Genomic DNA, 20,580 nt, shown 5'->3' with positions numbered 1-20,580 from the left:
CTTACCGCCCCGTCAGCCGGTTCCCGCTCGAAATGAACAGGCTGCTCGAAAATCTCCGTGCTTTGGGGCCGGTCAAGCTGGGCGCGATGGGTGTTGTCGCCGCAGCGGTTCTGGGCCTGATGGCCATGCTCATGCTCGGCGGCGGCCCTGGCGCGAACGCAACGCTCTATTCCGGCCTCGGACTCAAGGACGCGGCGAACATCGCGGCCACCCTGAAATCCGCCCATATCCGATATCGGGTCGGCGAGCAGGGCCATAGCATCCTGGTCGCCCAGCCCGAACTGGACGCCGCGAGGCTGCTGCTCGCCCGGCACGATCTGCCGGCCGGCACCTCCCAGGGTTTCGCCATTTTCGACCATCAGAATCCGCTGACCGGATCGGATTTTCTCGATCAGATCGACGAAACCCGCGCGATCGACGGCGAACTCGAACGCACCATCGAGCTGATCCAGGGAATTCGCGCCGCCAGGGTGCAGGTGGTGCTGCCGAGGCGCGAGGATTTCAGCCTGCGCACCGAGCCGGCACGCGCGAGCGTGATGCTGTCGCTCGCCGGCGCGGCGCCGATCGACCGGGAAAGCGTCGACGCCATCCTCAACCTCGTCGCCTCGGCGGTGCCGGAGCTGAAACCCGGCAACATCTCGATCGCCGATAATCGCGGCGAATTGCTGGCCCAGGCCGGACGCGGCGACAGCGCGATGCTGAATGCGCGGGATGCCGCGATCAAGCGCGCGACCGAGCACCATCTGTCCGACGCCGTCCGCTCGATGCTCGACGCCGCCATCGGGCCCAATCAGGTGCGCGTGGTCACCTCCGTCTCGATGGATTTCGACCGGACCGCCCAGACATCGACCGTCTATGATCCGAACGGCCAAGTCGTCCGCAGCCAGCGGCAAAGCCGCACCAAATCCTCGCGCACGACCAGCCGCAACGATACGGTCTCGGTCGCCAACAACCTGCCCGGCGCCTCCACCGGCAAGGCGAACCCGAAGCGGCTCGAAACCCGCTCGCATTCGAACCAGACGACGAATTACGAAATCAGCCAGACGGTGAAGCGCATCGTCCACGCGACGCCGCAGATCACCCGAATCAGTGTCGCCGTTCTGCTCGACGGCACCCAATCGCGCGGCAAAAACGGCAAACCGGTCTGGCAGCCGCGCTCGGCCAGGGCGATCGCGCGAATCAAAAAACTTGTCGAAACGGCCATCGGATATGACAAGACACGCGGCGACGTGGTGGATATCCAGTCGATGCACTTCGTCAACCCGGACGCGATCCTAAGCGCGCCCAAAACCTCGTTGATCGGCCGCTTCATGAACAGCGGGCTGCTGGTGCCGCTGCTGCGCATCGTGATTACCGGCCTTGTCGGACTCGCCGCTTTGTTTTTCGTCTTCCGCCCGATCGTCAGCCGCCTCACCACACCGGGCAATACCATGATCGGGACCATGGATGGCGAGGCCGGCGCCAGTGCGATCGGAGCCGATTCTCGTGACGCCATCGCCGGGCCCGGTGCCGAAACGGACCATAGCCCGATCCGTGCGATCGCCGATCTGGTCGACCGGAATCCCGAGGCAACTCTTGCCGTGATCCGCGGCTGGCTGAGCCATGAAGGTGCACGGTGAGCGATAGCATCGATCACCTGCACGGTGCCGTGCGAACCGCGATCCTGATGCTCGCCCTCGGCGAGGACCAGGGCGGCAAACTACTCGCTTTGCTGAAGGACGACGAGATCCGCGAGGTTTCACGCGCTATGGCCAGTCTCGGCACGGTGCGCCCCGAGACCGTCGAACAGCTCTGCGCCGATTTCGCTGTCCGCCTCAACCGGACCGGCTCGGTCGCCGGTTCGGCGGAGGCCGCAGAGCGACTGGTCCGCAAAACCATTCCCGCCGAGCGCGCAAGCCAGCTTCTCGAAGATCTCCATGGTCCGTCAGGCAAAACGATCTGGGACAAGCTCGGCAAAGTCAACGAATCCGTCCTTTGCGACTATCTGCTGCAGGAACATCCACAAACCGCGGCACTTGTCCTGTCGCGCGTCGGCGCCGAGCACGCCGCACGGGTGATCGCGCGCTTCCCGGAATCCCTGGCGCTCGACATCGTCGAGCGCATGCTCGTGATGGAGGGTATCCAACGCGAAGCGATCGACGATGTCGAGCGGACCCTCAAAGCCGACTTCATGGCCAATCTTGCCTCAAGCTCGCAACGCGACCCGCACCAGAAATTGGCCGAGATTTTCAACGCCTTCGATCGTGGCGTCGAGGCGCGGCTGATCGCGGGGCTGGAGACACGAAATCAGGATGCCGCAAGCCGCATCAAATCGCTGATGTTCACCTTCGACGATCTCACCCGCCTCGCGCCACAGGATGTCCAGATCCTGCTGCGCGCGGTCGAGAAGGAAAAACTGCCGCTCGCACTGAAGGGCGCCTCGGACAAAATCCGTGACCTGTTCCTCTGCAACCTCTCGGAACGCGCCGGCAAAATGCTGCGCGACGATATCGACGCACTCGGACCGGTCCGGCTGCGCGATGTCGATGCCGCGCAGCTTGCCATTGTGGCAACCGCCAAGGAACTCGCCGCACAGGGTGAAATCGAAATCGGTTCAGGAAAGGACGACGAATTTGTTATCTGACACATCATTGACGCCAGATGGGACGGTATCGGTTGGAGCGGCACCGTCCGGGCTGACCGCGGTGCCGTTCAGCCAACCTGCCGCGCGTCCTTCCGATGCCGAGCCGCAAACCTCGCGACCGCCGCGCGATCTTGAAGCGGTCTATGATATTCCCGTTCTGGTCAGCGCCGTGCTCGGCCGTTCCACCATGCAGGTCAGCCAGTTGCTGAAGCTCGGACGCGGCGCCGTCGTCGAACTCGACCGCAAGGTCGGCGACCCGATCGACGTTTTCGTCAACAACCGGCTGGTTGCCCGCGGCGAGGTCGTGATGATCGACGATACCAGGCTCGGCATCACAATGACCGAAATCGTGAAATCGGACCGGAACGGCTGACCATAGCGATGCGCATCCTCATCATCGGTTCGCTCTCGGGGGAACTCGGCGTCGCCGCCCGCATCGCGGTGGCGCGCGGCGCGATCCTCGACCATGCCGAAACGATCGAAACGGCACTGCGTTTGCTGCGCCAGGCAGCCGTCATCGACCTGATCATTTGCGATGTCGCCCACGACATTCCCGCGCTGATGGCTCAACTCGCCACCGAGCGATTCACCATCGCCGTGGTCGCGGCGGGTGCCCAGAATGACGAAAAAGGCGCGCTCGCGGCAATTCGCGCCGGGGCCCGCGAATATCTGCCTCTCCCGCCGGACGCCGAGCTGATCGCCGCCATTCTGGCCGCCGTCTCGGCGGAGCAGCCTTCGCAAATCGTCGCCTGCGATGCCGCGATGCGCGTGTTGCTCGCGAAAGCCGAGCAGGTCGCGCAATCGAACGCCACCATGCTGATCACTGGCGAAAGCGGCACCGGCAAGGAAGTGCTGGCGCGGTTCATCCATGCGCGGTCACGGCGCGCGCGCGGTCCCTTCGTCGCATTGAACTGCGCGGCAATCCCCGAAACGCTTCTGGAATCCGAGCTGTTCGGCCACGAAAAGGGTGCGTTCTCAGGTGCTCTCGCAAGGCGTCAGGGCAAGTTCGAGGCGGCTCATCGCGGCACGCTTCTGCTCGACGAAATCGCCGAGATGGATGCCAAACTTCAGGCCAAACTCCTGCGCGCGCTCCAGGAACGCACGATCGATCGGCTGGGCGGCGATCATCCGGTTCCGGTGGACGTGCGGATTCTCGCCGCGACCAATCGCGATCTCGCGGCAAGCATCGATGCCGGGCAGTTTCGCGAAGATCTGTTCTTCCGCCTCAACGTCGTCGCCCTGCATATTCCGCCGCTCCGCCACCGCAGAGACGATATCGCTCCCCTCGCCCAGCACTTCGTCGATCATTACGCCGCACTCAACGATGCCGGACCGAAGCGCCTGACCGAAGCCGCACTCGCCCGACTCGCCGAACATCCGTGGCGCGGCAATGTGCGCGAGCTGGAAAACGCCATGCATCGCGCGGTGCTGCTCACCGGGAATGACCGCATCGGGATCGCCGACATCGAATTTCAGGGTTCCGGCTCGGCAAACTCCTCGCTCTCCAAAGACGCGGTTCAAACCAACCCCGCATCAGGGATCGTGTCCCTCGTCGGCCGACGCGTCGAGGACGTCGAACAGGCACTGATCATCGAGACCCTCAACCATTGCCTCGGCAACCGTACCCACGCGGCGACCATCCTCGGCATTTCGATCCGCGCCCTGCGCAACAAGCTGCGCGATTATGCCGCCCACGGCGCGATCATCCCGGCGCCGCATAATGGCGTGGCGGCGTGAACGCGATGAACCCGTGGCAGGACATCAGCCGGCGGCTCAAGAATTTCCAGCCCGGAACCGATATCGGGCTCGCGATCGGGGTGGTGTTCATCATCACCGTGCTCATCGTTCCGCTGCCGCCGTTCATGCTGGATGCCGGATTGGCGCTGTCCTTCACCATCGGCATTCTCGTGCTGATGGTGTCGCTGTTCATCCGCCGGCCGATCGACTTCACCAGTTTTCCGAGCGTCCTGCTGCTGACGACCCTGCTCCGGCTGTCGCTCGACGTCGCGGCGACCCGCCAGATCCTGTCGCACGGCAACGAGGGAACCGACGCCGCCGGCCATGTCATCGCGGCGTTCGGCGGCTTCCTGATGGGCGGCGATCTGCTGATCGGGCTGATCGTCTTCGCGATTCTTCTCGTGGTGAACTTCATCGTCATCACCAAGGGCTCGACCCGAATCGCCGAAGTCGCCGCGCGCTTCACCCTCGATGCGATTCCCGGCAAACAGATGGCGATCGATGCCGAGTTGAACACCGGCGCCATCGACGAGGCCACCGCGCGGCGCAAACGCGCCGAACTCGAGCATGAAAGCGTGTTCTACGGCGCGATGGACGGTGCGGCGAAATTCGTCCGCGGCGATGCCGTGGCGGCCCTGATCATCACCTCGATCAATATCGTCGGCGGGTTCGTCATCGGTGTCGTCCAGAAAGGCATGAGCGTCCACGATGCCGCGGCGGCCTTCACCACATTATCGATCGGCGAAGGGCTGGTCTCGCAGATTCCGTCCCTGCTCGTCTCGGTTGCCGCCGGCGTCGTCGTCACTAAGGGAAGCGCCGAAGGCAGCACGGACTCCGCCTTGGTCGGGCAACTCGGCCGCTCGGCGAAACCACTCGGGATCGCATCTTGTGCTGCATTATGCCTGGCTCTCGCCCCCGGCCTGCCGTTCCTGCCCTTCGCCACGCTCTCGATCCTCGCGGGCTGGGCATCCTGGCACCGCTGGCGCCATCCACCGCATATCGATCGGGCGATCGAACCCGAACTCACGATGCCGGCCGAACCGCCGATCACCGATGTTCTGAAAATCGACCAGATCAGGCTCGAACTCGGCTACGGATTGCTGATCCTCGCCGGCGGCGACACGCCGCGGCTTACCGAACAGATCAAGTCGCTGCGCCGAGCGATCGCCGCCGAAATGGGCTTCATTCTGCCGCCGGTTCGCATCCAGGACAATATGCAGCTCGCGGCGGATCGCTACACAATCAGGATCAAGGAAATCGAGGCTGGCTCAGGTCAGTTGCAGGCGACGCGCCTGCTCGCGATGACCGCGGCCGGCACTCTTCCCGATCTGCCGGGCGAACGCACTACCGAACCGGCTTTCGGCCTGCCCGCGGCCTGGATCGATCCAGCGGACCGTGAAACCGCACGCGCGAAAGGCTGCACCGTTGTTGATCCGGCAAGCGTGCTCACCACGCATCTGACCGAAATCGTCAAGGAGAACATGGCAGAACTTCTATCCTTCGCGGAAACGCAGAAACTGCTCGACGATCTGCCGCGCGAACATCAACGCCTCGTCTCCGATCTGATTCCCACCCAATTCACCGTGGGCGGCGTGCAGCGCGTGCTGCAATCCTTACTGACCGAGCGTGTGTCGATCCGCGATCTGCCGACCATCCTCGAAGGCATTCACGAATCCTGCGCCATGCAGATTCGCGCCATCCCGGCCATCGCCGCCCATGTGCGCATGCGCCTCGCCCGGCAACTGACCGACGCGCATATCGGGGCAGGCGGCTATCTGCCGCTGGTCGTCATCGGGCCGGAATGGGAAACCGAACTCGAGGAAGCGCTGGCCGGGCCGCCGGAGGCGCGGCAGCTCGTTTTGCCGCCGTCCCGTCTCGCCGATTTCATGCGCCGGCTCACGCAGGTTTTCGAATCCGCTGCCGCGGACGGCGAATCTCCCGTGCTGCTGACCAGTGCGCCGCTGCGGGCACATATCAGGTCAATCATCGAACGCATGCAGCCATCCATGCCCGTGCTCGCTCAGACCGAAGTGTTTCCACGCGCGCGCATCCGAACCGTTGGAGCCATCTAGATGAAGATCAAACTGATCCGGGCGGCATCGATGCGCCAGGCACTCGCCGAAGCGCACCGGCTGATGGGCCCGGACGCCCTGATTCTCGGCAACCGCAAAATCGACGACATCATCGAACTCACCGTCGCGATCGATCCCGAGCAAACAAAGGATACAGGCGAAGCTTGGCGCAATGCCCTGGCATTTCACCGGGTGCCGCGGCGACTCGCCGCAAGATGGGCCGATCAAAGCCCTGACACGGCACTGGCTGCGTCGTTCCGTTTCGGCTCTATCGGATTCGATCGCCCGCTCCTGCTCGCAGGTCCCCCTGGGGCCGGCAAAACCCTCACGACAGCGAAACTCGCCACGCGTCTGGTCCGCGACGGCATCAAACCAACCTTGGTCAATGCCGATCGAAATCGTGCCGGCGCCTCCGCCCAGCTTGCCGCACTGAGCCGGGTTCTTCGGGCCGAGTTCGTCGATGCGACGGTCGCGAGAAAGCCATCGACCCGAAAGCTTCGGCGTCCTTCGCGGCGCCCGGTGTTGATCGATCTTCCGGGCATGAACCCATTCTGCGATGACGACATGGCCCTACTGCGCCATATGACTGATGCCGTCTCGGGCTCCGCGGTTCTGATTCTGCCGGCCGGCCTCGATCCGGCTGAGAGCGGGGAAATCGCCGAGCGGTTTCACGGCGCCGGTGCCACCGCGCTGATCCCGAGCAAACTCGATCTGTCGCGCCGGCTCGGTGGAATGGTCGCTGCCGCCGATGCCGCGCCACTTACTCTCCTGGAAGCCGGCATCTCCGGTCGCGTCGCCGACGGGCTGGAATCCCTGACACCATGCTTCCTGGCCGCGCGGCTTCTTGAGCGGCAACAAAAGGATATCCCATCCCATGCAGCCTGAGATCGTTGCATCCACACCGCAAATCACGATGCGCCACCTCGGCCGGACGAAAAATGGGCATCCGGCGGCACTCAAGCGACCACGACTGATCGCCATCGCCTCGGGCAAGGGCGGCGTCGGCAAAACCTGGCTGAGCCTCACGATTGCCCATGCGCTGAGCGGACGACGGCGACGGGTGCTCGTGGTCGATGCCGATTTCGGTCTTGCGAATGCTGATATCCAGCTCGGCCATCTTCCTGGTGTCGATCTCGGCGCCGTGTTGCGCCAGGAGATCCCGTTACGAGACTGCATCTTCCCGATCGAGGCCGGCGGATTCGATTTGATCGCCGGACAGTCCGGCTCCGGTGCCTTCGCCGATACGACACCAAACGCGATCAATCTCCTGCTGGAGCGGCTTATCGACTCCGCCGGCGAGTACGACCTGATTCTGTTCGATCTCGGTACCGGAGTCGAACGGACGATGCGTCATCTGTCCGCCCTGGCCGACACCGTGATCCTGGTCATCACCGAAGACCCGGCAAGCCTGACCGATGCCTACGCGGTTCTGAAACTGCTCAAACATGACAGAACCGCTTTCGGGTTGCCGGTGGATGCGCGGATCGTCGTCAACCAGACGAATTCGGAAACCTCCGCGAAACGAGCCCATGCGGCGCTCGCCAAGGCGGCGCGCGGATTTCTGCGGCTCGATCCGCCGCTGCTTGGCACGATCGAACGGGACCAGTCCGTCAACGAGGCGATTCGCGGGCAAAAGCTGCTGCTTGCGCAATTTCCCCAATCGGCGGCGGCCGACAGCGTTCGAGCGATCGCCCGCCGGCTGATCGCTCGTTGATCTCAGGGACTGTGGCTGTCGGGCTTTTGCGCGAGCGGATGATGCGTTTCCACAAGCCTTTGCAGCCGTTCGGCGAGCACATGGGTATAGATTTGCGTGGTCGCGATATCCGCATGGCCGAGCAGCATCTGCAAGCTGCGCAGATCCGCTCCGCGCGCCAGCAGATGCGAGGCGAAGGAGTGGCGCAGCACATGGGGCGACAGCCGCGCGGGATCGATCCCGGCACGCAGCGCGACCCGCTTGAGGAGCAAGGCAAAACCCTGGCGCGTCATCGCGGCGGACCGGTTGCGGCCGGGAAACAGAAAACGCGTGCCTTTCCGATGACTGGCCCGCAGCGCGCTTGCCGCCTGCCGCGCCGCCTCGGACAGCGGCACGATCCGCTCCCGTCCCCCCTTGCCCTTGATCAGCAGCAGCACCGCGTCGCCCGACAGCGACGCCGCCGGCAAGGCGAGCAGTTCGGAAACCCGCATGCCGGTTGCATAGAGAATCTCAAGCCCGGCGCGTGCCGACCAACCGCTCGCGCCAGGCATGTCGGAGGCAGCCGCCAGCAGCGCATCCACTTCCGACTCGCCGAGGAATTTCGGCAGGTTTTCCGGCAATTTCGGCGATACCGACAACGCAGTCGGATCATCGTCGCGCTGGCCGTCCCGGAGCAGGAACCGAAAGAACTGCCGCAGCGCGGATAACCGCCGGGCCTGGGTGCGGGCCGACAATCCTTCCGCCGCGAGGCCGGCGAGATAATCCGTCACCAGCGCCGCACCGGCTTGCGCGGGCCGCTTACCGCGCGCGCCGCAAAACGCCACGAACGCCTCAAGATCGGCTTGATAGGCCAAAATCGTATTGCGCGCCGCCCCGCGCTCGGCGACCATGGATTCCAGAAAAGCCTCGACATGCCGTTCCATCGCCATCAGGCCAATCTATCGTCATCCTGCAAGTGTGGTAAGTCGCGCCCATCATGCCGGGCAAGATCGACATCGCACCCCCATCGCAGACCGACGCCTCGGAAAGGACCAGCATCGTCCTGGTCGGCCTGATGGGTGCCGGAAAATCGGCGATCGGCAAGCGTCTCGCCGCCCGACTCGGCTTGCCCTTCCACGATTCCGACCTTGAGATCGAGGCCGCATCGGACCTGACGGTGACGGAAATCTTTGCCAAGCACGGCGAAGCGTATTTCCGCGCCGGCGAACGGCGGGTCATCGCCCGGCTGCTCTCGGGCTCCCCTATCGTGCTCGCGACTGGGGGCGGCGCTTTCATGGACCCCGAAACCCGCGCCGTCATCCGCACGCGCGCGCTTTCGGTCTGGCTGCGCGCCCCTATCCCGATCCTGCTGAACCGCGTTCTCGGACGAACCCACCGGCCCTTGCTCAACGAAGCCGATCCTGAAACCGTGCTGACCCGGCTTTCGGCCCTGCGCAGCCCGGTCTATGCCGAAGCCGACCTCATCGTCGACAGCACCGAGGACCCGCCCGACATGACGACAGACGCCGCGCTCGCCGTAATCCAGAACCACGCACCGCCGCGCACCATCCGGGTCGATCTGCCGGGTGCCGGCTACGACGTGGTGGTCGGGCACAACCTTCTGTCCGGCGCCGGCGCACGTCTCGCCGCTGCCCTGCCGCAGAAGCGGGCGATCGTGGTGACCGATGATCACGTCGCCCGGCATCATCTCGCCCGCTTCACCGCCTCGCTCGACGATGCCGGTTTCACCCATGACACGCTCATCATCCCGCCCGGCGAAAGCGCGAAAAGCCTCGGCCGGTTTGCATCGCTCGTCGAAGACATTCTCGCGCTGAAACCCGAGCGGCAGACCGCGATCATCGCGCTCGGCGGCGGCGTGATCGGCGATCTCGCGGGCTTTGCCGCCGCCTCCGTGCTGCGCGGCCTGCCTTTCGCGCAAACCCCCACCTCACTGCTCGCCCAAGTCGATTCCAGCGTCGGCGGCAAGACTGGAATCAACTCGAGTCACGGCAAGAACCTGATCGGCGCGTTCCACCAACCGCGCCTCGTGGTCATCGACACCGATACGCTCGCAACCCTCCCGCGCCGCGAAGCGGCCGCCGGTTATGCCGAAATCGTCAAGGCCGGACTGATCGCCGATGCCGCGCTTTACGACTGGTGCGAGGCCAATGGCGCGGCGCTGCTCGCCGGCGACCGCTCGCTCGCCGAGGAAGCGATCGCCCGCGCGGTCGCGTTCAAGGCGGCAATCGTCGCCGCCGATCCGCGCGAGGAGGCCAGACAGGATGGCCGCGCTTTGCTCAATCTCGGCCATAGTTTCGCCCACGCGTTCGAGGCCGAAACCGGCTACGGCACCGCCCTGCTCCATGGCGAGGCGGTGGCGATCGGCCTCGTCTGCGCCTTCGATCTGTCGGCGCGGCTCGGCCATTGCGATCCTGCCCTGGCGCCGCGCATCGCCGCCCATCTCGCCCGGATCGGCCTGCCGGACGCGATCCCCGGCTGGGCCGCCGAGGCGCTGCTCGCCCATATGCAGCGCGACAAGAAAATGCGCGACGGCAAGCTCGCCTTCGTGCTCGCGCGCGGTATCGGCGGTGCCTTCACCAGCCGCGATGTCCCGGAGGACGCGGTGCGCGAAACCTTGCGCGCCTGTGGTTCCGCCTGATCGGAAACCGCACTATATCCGGTCTATGTACACACCGCCCGCCTTCCGCGAAAACGATCAAGCCGAGATCGTCGCGATCATGCGCTCAGCACGCCTGCCGATTCTGGTCAGTGCGGGCGATGCCGGATTGATCGCAACCCATCTGCCGCTGATCCACGATGCCGAACCCGCGCCGCATGGACGGTTGATCGGCCATGTCGCCCGCGCCAATCCGCAATGGCACGCGCTGCGTGCGGGTGCTGCCGCGATGGCGATTTTCCAGGCGCATGATTTCTACGTCTCGCCCAACTGGTATGCGACCAAGCGCGAGACCGGCCGCGTGGTGCCGACCTGGAATTACGAGGCGGTACATGCCTACGGCACGGTCGAGATCATCGAAGCGGCCGAACCCTTACGCGCGATCGTCTCGCGCCTGACCGATCGTCACGAAGCCGCGGAAGCCAGGCCCTGGCATGTCGAGGACGCCCCGCCGGATTACATCGCGTCTCAGCTCAAGGGCATCGTCGGCGTGGTGGTCACGATCACCCGCATCGTCGCCAAGCGAAAGCTCAGCCAGAACCGGCCGGAAGCGGATCGGCGCGGCGTGATCGCCGCACTCGAGGCGGCGGGCCAAACGGAGCCGGCCGATCTGATGCTGGGATTGGAAAACGCGGCGGATCGACCTGGCCCAGAACCCATCCCTCAACGGCGCGAATAACCGGGTCATCCGGCACCCCATCCGGCGCCCCGTCGATCACCGCGATCACGTTCAATGCGCCGAGGAGGCTGTCGAACCGATCCTCGCCGTCCGGCGCCGCGCCGAATCCGTTGTCCAGCATGGCGGCCAATCCGTCATCGGCCACCGCCCCCAGTCGCACCATGGCTGTTCCGATCGCCGGCGCTAGCCCCGCGCGATCGGCCTGCCGCCGCTTGCTGCCAAGGCGCGGAATCCCGAGCTGAACCATCGCCTCGGCCGGATAGGTCTCGGCGAGCACGATCCGTCCGCCTGCCAGCACATCGACGAACCGCCCCGCATAGGGCCAGAGATCGAGCGGCAACCCAGCCCGCATCGCCGGCAGCAGACAGTCGCGCCAGGCCGCAAGCCCGGCCTTACCGCATTGATTCGCCCCCATGGTCCAGAACAAGGGGGCTGCGCCAGGCCGGCGCGCCGTCGGCCAGTCCACATCGCGCCGCAGCGCATCCGCCCCGCTCAGCCCAAGCCGCTCGGCCAGAAGCGCCATCTGGCCAGCTCCGGCAATGCTCGATTTTGGATAGAACGGCCGCTCCAGCCCCACCTCGCCCAAACTCGCGCAAGGTGCGAAGAACGGGGATGCGGGATCGAGTCCTCGCAGCCAGGCGCGAAAATCTCCGATTCCGGCACGGGTGGCATAGAAGCGCGGCAGGCCGAGCGGGAAATCGACGCCGAACCCGACAGGCGCATTCCCTGCCCGAACAAGAAGCCGTTCGATCAGGTTGGATGGCTCGCCGACCGGTTCGGGCGCCGTGACATGCCAGTGCCCAGCACGGCGCCGCGCCAGCGTCATCCACCGCTTACGCGCATCCACGCTCCAATCCGCGTGGCCCGCCAGCATCCCGATTCGCCAATTCGTCATCAGTGGCACGGATGAAAATCGTAACAAAACTGCCATCGACCCGCCATCATCCTCTTGTTATCTCGCCCGCGCAAAACCGAAGGATATTGCCGATCATGGAACCCAGCCTTAGCGAGCTGCGCTACCGTCCCGCGGCACAAATACTGCATTGGATCATCGCCGTCGCGGTGATCGGGCTGATCGTCGCTGGCCTGGTCATTCACTACAATCTGGTCGCGAAGCCGACGCGCCTCATCATCGCCTTCCTGCATATCGGTGCGGGACTGACCATCTTCGCCCTGATGGCTTTGCGCCTGCTCTACCGCTGGCGCCGCACGCCGCCGCCCTTGCCCGACGCCATTCCACGGCACGAGCACATTCTCGCCGCGCTCGGCCATTGGAGCCTCTACGCGCTGATCCTGGCGATGCCGGTTTTCGGCGTTCTGTTCATGGAGGGCGCGGGGCGCACGGTCACCTGGTTCGGCGTCTTCGCATTGCCTCAATTCGTCGGCAAAAACCCGGCGATCCACCACGATTTCGCCTTCCTGCATTTCTGGGGCGGGATCGCGCTGATCGCGCTGGTCGCGATCCATGTCGGCGCGGTGGCCCGGCATCACCGGCGCGGCCACAAAGTTCTGCATCGGATGCTGCCAAAGCGGGCCTCAAACTGACGGCATCACCTGCGACAACCGCCCGCCCATGCGAATCGGCTCGATCCGCAGAGCGCGGCCCGTCGGATCGGTCTCGATGAACGCTCCGCAGACCGTCGCCTCGCCCTCGGCGGGGTGCAGCCGCTCGCCGGGCATCTTGCGGGTGAAGCGCGCGATCGCCGGCGCCTTCGCCATGCCGATCACGCTGTCGTAATCGCCGCACATGCCGATATCGGACATGAATGCCGTGCCGCCCGGCAACACTTGATGATCGGCCGACGGGCAATGCGTATGGGTGCCCAGCACCGCACTCGCCGCGCCGTCGAACGCGCTGGCAAACGCCATTTTCTCGCTGGTCGCCTCGCCGTGAAAGTCGATCACGATCGCCTGATGCGTCACCCCCAGGCGCGTGCGCACCAGCGCGGCCTCGGTGCCCCGGAACGGGCAATCCAGCGGGTCCATGAACAGCCGCCCCATCGCCTGGACGATCAGAACCCGCCGCCCATCGGCAAGTGTGATATCGACCGATCCCTCGCCCGGCGTCCCCGGTGGAAAATTCACCGGCCGGATCAGCCGCTTTTGCTGCGCGATATAAGGAATAATTTCCTTGCGATCCCAGGAATGATTGCCCAGCGTGATCGCATCCGCCCCCGCCGCAAAAATCGCATCCGCCATATCCGGCGCCAGCCCAAACCCGTGCGAGGCGTTCTCGCCGTTCACCACGGCGACATCGATTGCCAACTCCCGCCGCAGTTTCGGCAACGCCGCAACCACCGAATCACGCCCGGTTCGCCCCATCACATCGCCCAGAAACAAAATCCGCATTATCCCGCTCCTCAAACCGCTGACCCGGTAGGGGCTTGAGGGCGTTTGGGCAATGGCTTGGCCGCAACCAGAATGCGACCCAGCTAATGGATAACACCTGACGGAAGAGTCCGTTGGGGATTCCCGCCAAACTCATATTGTGCGAGTCTGTGGCATGCGCACCGGTATCTCGCTCAGCCTGAGTTCTTCCGATCGCGCCCGTCTTGTCGAGATCATAGGGGATCGGAACAGTCCGCAGAAGCACGTCTGGCGCGCACAGATCGTGCTGCTGTCTGCCCAGGGCGTGGGTACCGCCGCGATCATGCGCGCCACGGGCAAGGCCAAGACCTGCGTATGGCGCTGGCAGAAGCGCTTCATGGAAGTGGGCACGGAGGGGCTGCTGGTCGATAAGACCCGCCCGTCGCGCATCCCGCCGCTGGGTGACGCGGTCAGCGAGCGCGTGGTGGCGCTGACATTGACGGAGCCGCCGGGTGAAACCACGCATTGGACGGCGGCCGCCATCGCTGCGGTCTGTGCAATCAGCGTCAGTTCGGTGCATCGTATCTGGCGCAGCCACGGTCTGCGACCGCATCAGATACGGCAATTCAAGCTATCCAACGATCCGCAGTTCGCCGCCTTTAACGTGCTCGAAGGCAGCGTCATCGGTCGGTGTATGCAGCGCCATACCCACCAGGAGTTCATCCGCTTCCTCAACGCCATCGAGAACCAGGTCCCGGCGAATAAGCAGATCCACGTCGTGCTCGACAACTATGCGACCCACAAGCACCCCAAGGTTATCGAGTGGTTTGGCCGGCATGACCGCTTCGTCAAACAGGCCAATCAGAACCCGAAACCTTTCCGATGGACCAAGGATCCAGACGAGATAATACCAGTCGTCAGGCGTGGGCACCAAACGTTAGATTCGTACCACTAGCGGCACAGGAGAGGGTTGGCGATTCGCCTTTCGCTTCAGCACCAAATCGCTCAACCACGCCGTCTCCCAAAATCGTCTCGATTGTTTACAACCCCTGATTGCAGCCGTCGATGAATTTCCGCTGAACTCTTTGCATTCCGGTTAACTGCGCTTCATAATTGCGCCATCTTCAGCTATCATGATGTGAACCGAACCGGGAGTTGCAATGCGGACGAGGCCACGAGAACGAAGCTGGCTCGGTTGTGGACTCGCCGCGGCCACGTTCGGCATCGGCGCCGCATTCCCTGCCCTCGCCCAGACCGCACCGCCCGCCGTGCTGCGCCAGGTGCCGCAAGCCTCACCGCTGCCGCACATTCTGCCAAAAGCACCACCGAATCTCGGCCAGTCGCTGCCGAATTTCCGCCCGATCGGCAAGGAAGGCACAGTCCCGCACGCCAGCGTTCCGGTGCGCTCGACGTCGGTGATCGGCGCCACCGCCTTCCCCGCCGTCACGCTGAACGCGACCATCGGCAATCTCGTCGGCCCCGCCGTGCCGCTCGCCGGCATCGAAGCCGCCCGGCTGCGCCTCGTCGCGCTCTATCGCGACCATGGCTATGTGCTCACCGCCGTCTCCGCCGAAATCAACGCCGCCGGCGATCTGCGCTTCATCGTTACCGAGGGGCACATCGCGGCGATCAAGCTCTCGCGCGATATCGGCCCGGCCGGCACGCTGGTGCTGCGCTTTCTCGACCATCTGACCCATGAGCGTCCGGTGCGCGAAGCCTCGCTGGAGCACTGGCTGCTGCTCACCGAGGAAATCCCCGGCGTCGATGTCAACGCGGTGCTCCAGCCCAATGCATCGGCCCCCGGCGCGCTCACTTTGGTTGCCGAGGTGCGCCATCAGGCGGTCTCCGGCCTGATTACCGCCGATAATCGCGGCTTCAAGGAAACCGGCCCGGCCGAGGGCCTCGCCGTGCTCGACATCAACAGTCTGACGAAGTTCGGCGAACAGACCCAGATTTCGCTGTTCCACACGTCGGGCGGCACCAATAATTTCGGACAGGCCTCGGAAAGCTTCTTCGTGGGCTCGAGCGGCCTGCGCATCGGCCTCTATGCCGGCGCGGGACGCCCCCTGCCCGGCGGCATCCTGCGCGAGATCGGCTATCGCGGCTATCTCGAAGTGTTCGGCGTGAACGCAAGCTATCCGCTGCTGCTCCGGCGCGGCCAGTCGCTCAGCGCGAAACTCAGCTTCGACGGCATCCAGAACCTGATCGAGACCGCATCGGGCTCTGGCGGCGAGACCGAGACGACGACTGATTCGATCCGCGCTTTGCGTGCCGAGCTGAACGAAGCCTTCACCGACGATGCACCGGGCGGCGACCGCGTCGGTCTCACCACCGCTTCGCTCGAGGTCTCGAAAGGCCTGCCGATCCTGGGCGCCTCGGCGGATGGCCGGGTGAATGCCGGACGACTCGGCGAACGGATCGATTTCTGGAAGCTCGACGCCGCGATCGAGCGCACCCAGACCCTGTTCAGCCCGTGGCAGGGCGCCACGATCGCCCTGCAGGGCGAGTTCGGCGGCCAGTTCACCACCGATGTCCTGCCCTCGTCCGAGGAATTCTATCTTGGCGGCAACCGGATCACCCAGGGCTATTATTCGGGTCAGGTGATCGGCGACAAGGCGCTCTACGCCAGCGCCGAGCTTCAGCTCAACACCCCGATCGCCTTCGCGCTGCTAGGGCGGCGCTTCGATCTTGGCACCCAGTTCTACAGTTTCTACGACTGGGGCGAGACCTGGCAGAACCGCCACCTCGCGCCGGATGTGCGGCCGAACGACCACCGGCTTGCCTCGTTCGGCGGCGGTGCGCGGCTCCGCCTGACCAGCCGGCTCGAACTCGATATCGAAGCGGTGCATCGCTTCGTGACCCAGTTGGTGCCGGCGGGAAGCGGCGTGCCGCCGCTCTCCGGCACGGCAGTTTATTGGGGCGTTCTGGCGCGCTATTAATGGACGAATGATGAACAACGGGCGCAACATGACACGGGATCGGCGGGAGCGGCGGCATTCGACCGGCAGCCGCCGGCTGCTGCTCGCCTCCACCGCGCTCACCGCCGCTTTGTTCGTCGCACCTTCCGGCCGCGCACAGCCGCCGATGCCCGCGCCGAACGCCACCCCGCAAGGCGGCCGGGTGGTCGGCGGGCAGGCCAGCATCGCGCAGGCGCCGGGGGCGACCACCATCACCCAGTCGAGCCAGCGCGCCGCGCTCGACTGGCAGAGCTTCAATGTCGGCTCGAACGCGCGCGTCACCTTCAACCAGCCGAGCGCCCAGGCGATCGCGCTGAACCGCGTGGTCTCCGAAGATCCGTCGGTCATCGCCGGCCGGATCGACGCCAACGGCCAGATCGTGCTGATGAACCAGTCCGGCGTGGTGTTCACCCGCGGCTCGCAGGTGAACGCGGAAAGCCTGGTGGTCAGCACGTCGGGCATTTCGGCCAAGAATTTCATGGCCGGCAAGCTCGATTTCGACTCCCCGCCCCATCCCGGCGCGCGCATCGTCAATGACGGCCGGATCACCATGAAACAGGCCGGGCTCGCCGCCTTCGTCGCCCCGCAGGTGGTCAATCGCGGCGTCATCATCGCGCGGCTCGGCCATGTGGTCCTGGCCGGCGCCTCGGCCTTCACCCTCGATATTTCCGGCGACGGGCTGGTCTCGATCGACGTGACGCGCGCGGTGCGTAAGATCGATCTCGGCGGCCGCACGGTCGATGCCCTGGTGACTAATACCGGCACCATCATCGCCGATGGCGGCACCGTCACCCTCACCGCCCGCGCGGTCGACGGGCTGATCCAGCAATTGCTCGACGTGCGCGGCGTGGTCCAGGCCGACAGCGTGGGCCGGTCCAGCGGCGGCATCACCATCCAGGGTATCGGCGGCGATCTCCAGGTCGCGGGCAATCTGCTCGCGCGCGGCACCCAGGTCGGCAGCCAGGGTGGCACCATCGGCATCGACGCCACCGGCAATGTCAGCATCGCGAGCACCGCGCGGATCGACGCTTCGGGCGATTCGGGCGGCGGGGTAGTCGCATTGGGCACCGATGCCGCGCGCGCCATCGCCGGTCCCACCGACACATCCGCCCCGAAAGCGGCCACCGTCACCATCGCCAAGGGTGCGACGATCGCCGCCGACGCGACGCGATCGGGCACCGGCGGCCGCATCACCGTACTGTCGGCGAATCAGACGACACAGGACGGCGCCCTGTCCGCCAAGGGCGACGGCGGCCTGCGCGGCGGCACGATCGAAACCTCGAGCGACGGGGTCGTCTCGCTCTCCGGCACCGAAACGGTGATTTCGCCGCATGGCGCCTCGGGCGAAATCCTGCTCGATCCGGCAACCCTGTTCGTCGAACCCGGCCATAGCGGCGCCGCGGCGGGCAGCACCTCGTCGGTCAGCGGCGGCGTCACCACCACCACGATCGGCCTGACCAACACTGGCACGTCCTATATCGATCCCGCGATCCTCGATGCGCTGTCCGGCACGATCATTCTCGATGCCTCCAGGCTGATATCGGTGCAATCCGCCGTGGCGATGAGCAATGCCAGTGCGGTGACCCTCGATTCCGGCGGCGATATTTCGATCACCGCCTCGATGAATATCGGCGGTTCGCTGGAGATCGACGCGACCGGCACGATCGCGATCGGCGCCCAGATCCAGGCCGGCACGCAACTCGCGCTGCTCGCGGGTAGTACGGTCAGCGAGGCGGCCGGCGGCGTCATCGTCGCACCCACCTTGACCACGGACGGCGGGTCGATCGGCGGCGATGCGCTGCTCGGCAACGTGAATACGATCGACACGCTCGGCGCCTTCGACACCTCGGGCGATTTCACCCTGAACGATTCCGGTACCCTGCTCACCATCGGCGGATCGCTCGATGCCGCGTCGGCAACCCTGATCGGCGCCGGCCTGAATTTCACCGCACCGGTCTCGGTCGCCAACACGCTCGCGCTCGCGAGCACCGGCGGCATCACCCAGACCAGTGCCGGCGCGATCACCGCCGGCACCCTGACTAGCGACGGTGGCACGATCACCGGTGGCGATGCCCTGCTCAACGGCACCGCCAACACGATCGACACGCTCGGCGCCTTCAACGCCTCCGGGAATATCGCGCTGGACGATACCGGCACGCCGCTCGCCATCGCCGGATCGCTCGGCGCCGCATCGGCAACCCTGATCGGCGACGGCCTGGTCTTTGGCGCGCCGGTCTCGGTCGCCGGCATTCTGGCCCTCGCCAGCACCGGCGGCATCACCCAGACCGCCGGCGCGATCGCCGCCGGCACCCTGACCAGCGACAGCGGCACGATCACCGGCGGCGATGTGCTGCTCGGCGACGCGGGCAACGCGATCGCCACGCTCGGCACTTTCAATGCCTCCGGTAATTTCACCCTGAACGATCCGGGAACGCCGCTCGCCATCACCGGATCGCTCGGCGCCGCATCGGCAACCTTGATCGGCGATGGCCTCAATTTCGGCGGCGCGGCTTCGATTGCCGGTTTGCTCGCCTTGAGCAGCGCGGCGGGCATCACCGAAACCGGAACCGGCACGATCTCCGCAGGCACTTTAACCAGCGACGGCACGATCGCCGGCAACGCGCTGTTCGGCAGCACCGGCAATGCCATAGGCACGCTCGGCGCCTTCACCGCGACCGGCAATCTGCTCCTTCAGGACGGCACCGACCTCAATGTCGCCGGCGCGCTCGGCGCGGCGTCGATCGCCTTGATCGACGCGCAGGCACTCACCCTGTCCTCGGCGCTTTCCGTCGGCACCGGTGGCGCGATCGACCTGATCGCCGATCGAATGATCGACTCAGGGGCAAGCTTTACCGCGCCCTCCGGCACGATCGCCCTGGCACCGTTCACCCCCTCCACCCCGATCGATTTCGGCGGCAGCGCGGCGGGCGAACTCGCCATCGCACCCAGCTTCGCCACGGCCCTCGCGGCGTCGGGCGAAACCGATTTCATCCTGGGCCGGATGATCATCGGCGCCACCACCTATACCGCCGGCCCGATCGCCATCGAAGGATCATTGCCGTCCTTTGCCGGCACGCTCGACATCGTGGCCCTGGGCGGGATCGCCAACAGCGCCGATCTCCAGGCGGTCACGCTCTCGCTGAGCGGCACGTCGTTCGGCGGATCCGGCGCGATCGCCGCGACCGATCTTTCCGGCAGCTTTTCGGGTGCTGCCAGCCTGACCAATTCCCTGAACGCGATCGGCACGGTCACCGGCCTTATCGCAGGCGGCGGCATCCGGCTTGCCGACAGCGCGCCGCTCACTTTGGGCGGCACGTTGTCGGTTGCATCTGGCGCCGCGATCGACCTGACCGCCGATGCGATTTCACTTGCGAACGCCGGCACGATCATCGCACCGGACGGCACGGTCGGCCTGGCACCGTTGACCGCCGGAAAGGCGATCGCGGTCGGCGGTTCATCGTCCGGCGCATTCGATCTGCCAACCGCCCTGCTTTCCGCCATCGCACCCACGGCAGCCACCCTGATCATCGGCGACAGCCTGTCCGGTTCGCTCGATGTGCTCGGCGCGGTCGATTTCCCGATCCTGGACATCGTGCTGCACGGCGCGGGCATCGCCATCGACGCCAGCCTGTCGGCAGCTCAAACGCTCGATCTCGAAAGCACGGCGGGAATTTCCGAAACCGCCGGCCTCTCGGCCGGAACCCTGATCGGCGCGGCCTCCGCCGCCGTGTCTCTCACCGGCGCCAACGCCATCGCCACGCTCGGCAATTTCACCGCAACCGGCAACGCCATCTTCAACGACGCCACACCGCTGCTGATCGCCGGTTCCCTCACCGTGCCCGGCACAATCGCGTTC

The 20,580-nt window shown here is 65.5% G+C and carries 15 protein-coding genes; 13 read left to right on the top strand and 2 right to left on the bottom strand.

What is annotated here, in order from left to right; translation table 11 throughout:
* Positions 1 to 32 precede the first annotated feature (32 nt).
* The 7 genes from fliF (at position 33) to L2A60_RS12520 (ending at position 8,146) form a co-directional block, all read left to right on the top strand.
* The gene (fliF, locus tag L2A60_RS12550) at positions 33 to 1,619 is read left to right on the top strand and encodes a flagellar basal-body MS-ring/collar protein FliF (RefSeq protein WP_235704742.1); all 1,587 of its coding nucleotides are present in this window, start codon (positions 33 to 35) and stop codon (positions 1,617 to 1,619) included.
* Positions 1,616 to 2,623: a flagellar motor switch protein FliG gene (locus tag L2A60_RS12545; protein WP_235704741.1), complete on the top strand. Its 1,008-nt coding sequence runs from the start codon at positions 1,616 to 1,618 to the stop codon at positions 2,621 to 2,623. The genes fliF and L2A60_RS12545 overlap by 4 nt, the downstream gene beginning before the upstream one ends.
* A gap of 61 nt (positions 2,624 to 2,684) precedes the next feature.
* A complete protein-coding gene (gene fliN / locus L2A60_RS12540; RefSeq protein ID WP_235704776.1) occupies positions 2,685 to 2,996 on the top strand; it encodes a flagellar motor switch protein FliN in 312 nt (103 codons plus the stop codon).
* An 8-nt stretch (positions 2,997 to 3,004) separates the two neighbouring features.
* Positions 3,005 to 4,360 carry a sigma-54-dependent transcriptional regulator gene (locus tag L2A60_RS12535; RefSeq protein WP_235704740.1) on the top strand — a complete coding sequence of 452 codons (1,356 nt, stop codon included), beginning with the start codon at positions 3,005 to 3,007 and terminating at the stop codon, positions 4,358 to 4,360.
* 5 nt (positions 4,361 to 4,365) lie between these two features.
* The gene (gene flhA / locus L2A60_RS12530) at positions 4,366 to 6,432 is read left to right on the top strand and encodes a flagellar biosynthesis protein FlhA (RefSeq protein WP_235704775.1); all 2,067 of its coding nucleotides are present in this window, start codon (positions 4,366 to 4,368) and stop codon (positions 6,430 to 6,432) included.
* Positions 6,433 to 7,317, top strand: a complete 885-nt coding sequence (locus L2A60_RS12525) for a flagellar biosynthesis protein FlhF (RefSeq protein WP_235704739.1) — start codon at positions 6,433 to 6,435, stop codon at positions 7,315 to 7,317. It begins immediately after the preceding gene.
* On the top strand, positions 7,307 to 8,146 hold the full coding sequence (locus L2A60_RS12520) for a nucleotide-binding protein (RefSeq protein WP_235704738.1): 840 nt from the start codon (positions 7,307 to 7,309) through the stop codon (positions 8,144 to 8,146). Before L2A60_RS12525 ends, L2A60_RS12520 begins: the two co-directional genes overlap by 11 nt.
* A gap of 2 nt (positions 8,147 to 8,148) precedes the next feature.
* On the opposite strand, the gene L2A60_RS12515 is transcribed toward L2A60_RS12520, so the two are convergent.
* The gene (locus L2A60_RS12515; RefSeq protein WP_407932550.1) at positions 8,149 to 9,048 is read right to left on the bottom strand and encodes a site-specific tyrosine recombinase XerD; all 900 of its coding nucleotides are present in this window, start codon (positions 9,046 to 9,048) and stop codon (positions 8,149 to 8,151) included.
* Positions 9,049 to 9,101: 53 nt separating this feature from the next.
* Between L2A60_RS12515 and aroB the strand changes: the two genes are divergently transcribed.
* The 3 genes from aroB to L2A60_RS12500 all read left to right on the top strand — a co-directional run bounded on the left by aroB (position 9,102) and on the right by L2A60_RS12500 (position 13,005).
* Positions 9,102 to 10,763, top strand: a complete 1,662-nt coding sequence (gene aroB, locus L2A60_RS12510; protein WP_235704736.1) for a 3-dehydroquinate synthase — start codon at positions 9,102 to 9,104, stop codon at positions 10,761 to 10,763.
* Positions 10,764 to 10,788: 25 nt separating this feature from the next.
* Positions 10,789 to 11,460, top strand: coding sequence for an FMN-binding negative transcriptional regulator (locus L2A60_RS12505; protein WP_235704735.1), 672 nt, complete (start codon positions 10,789 to 10,791; stop codon positions 11,458 to 11,460).
* 990 nt (positions 11,461 to 12,450) lie between these two features.
* Complete coding sequence (locus L2A60_RS12500; RefSeq protein WP_235704734.1) at positions 12,451 to 13,005, top strand: cytochrome b; 555 nt, start codon at positions 12,451 to 12,453, stop codon at positions 13,003 to 13,005.
* On the opposite strand, the gene L2A60_RS12495 is transcribed toward L2A60_RS12500, so the two are convergent.
* Positions 12,997 to 13,809, bottom strand: a complete 813-nt coding sequence (locus L2A60_RS12495) for a TIGR00282 family metallophosphoesterase (RefSeq protein ID WP_235704733.1) — start codon at positions 13,807 to 13,809, stop codon at positions 12,997 to 12,999. The genes L2A60_RS12500 and L2A60_RS12495 overlap by 9 nt on opposite strands.
* A gap of 154 nt (positions 13,810 to 13,963) precedes the next feature.
* Here L2A60_RS12495 and L2A60_RS12490 point away from each other — a divergent pair, with 154 nt between their 5' ends.
* The 3 genes from L2A60_RS12490 to L2A60_RS12480 all read left to right on the top strand — a co-directional run.
* Positions 13,964 to 14,722, top strand: coding sequence for a helix-turn-helix domain-containing protein (locus L2A60_RS12490; protein WP_235704732.1), 759 nt, complete (start codon positions 13,964 to 13,966; stop codon positions 14,720 to 14,722).
* A gap of 205 nt (positions 14,723 to 14,927) precedes the next feature.
* On the top strand, positions 14,928 to 16,706 hold the full coding sequence (locus L2A60_RS12485; protein WP_235704731.1) for a ShlB/FhaC/HecB family hemolysin secretion/activation protein: 1,779 nt from the start codon (positions 14,928 to 14,930) through the stop codon (positions 16,704 to 16,706).
* A 28-nt stretch (positions 16,707 to 16,734) separates the two neighbouring features.
* The coding region (locus L2A60_RS12480; protein WP_235704730.1) for a beta strand repeat-containing protein at positions 16,735 to 20,580 on the top strand (3,846 nt) is incomplete at its 3' end.

This window comes from Acidiphilium iwatense, from assembly GCF_021556475.1.
Lineage (GTDB): Bacteria > Pseudomonadota > Alphaproteobacteria > Acetobacterales > Acetobacteraceae > Acidiphilium > Acidiphilium iwatense.
This window is presented reverse-complemented; position numbering and strand designations above follow the sequence as displayed.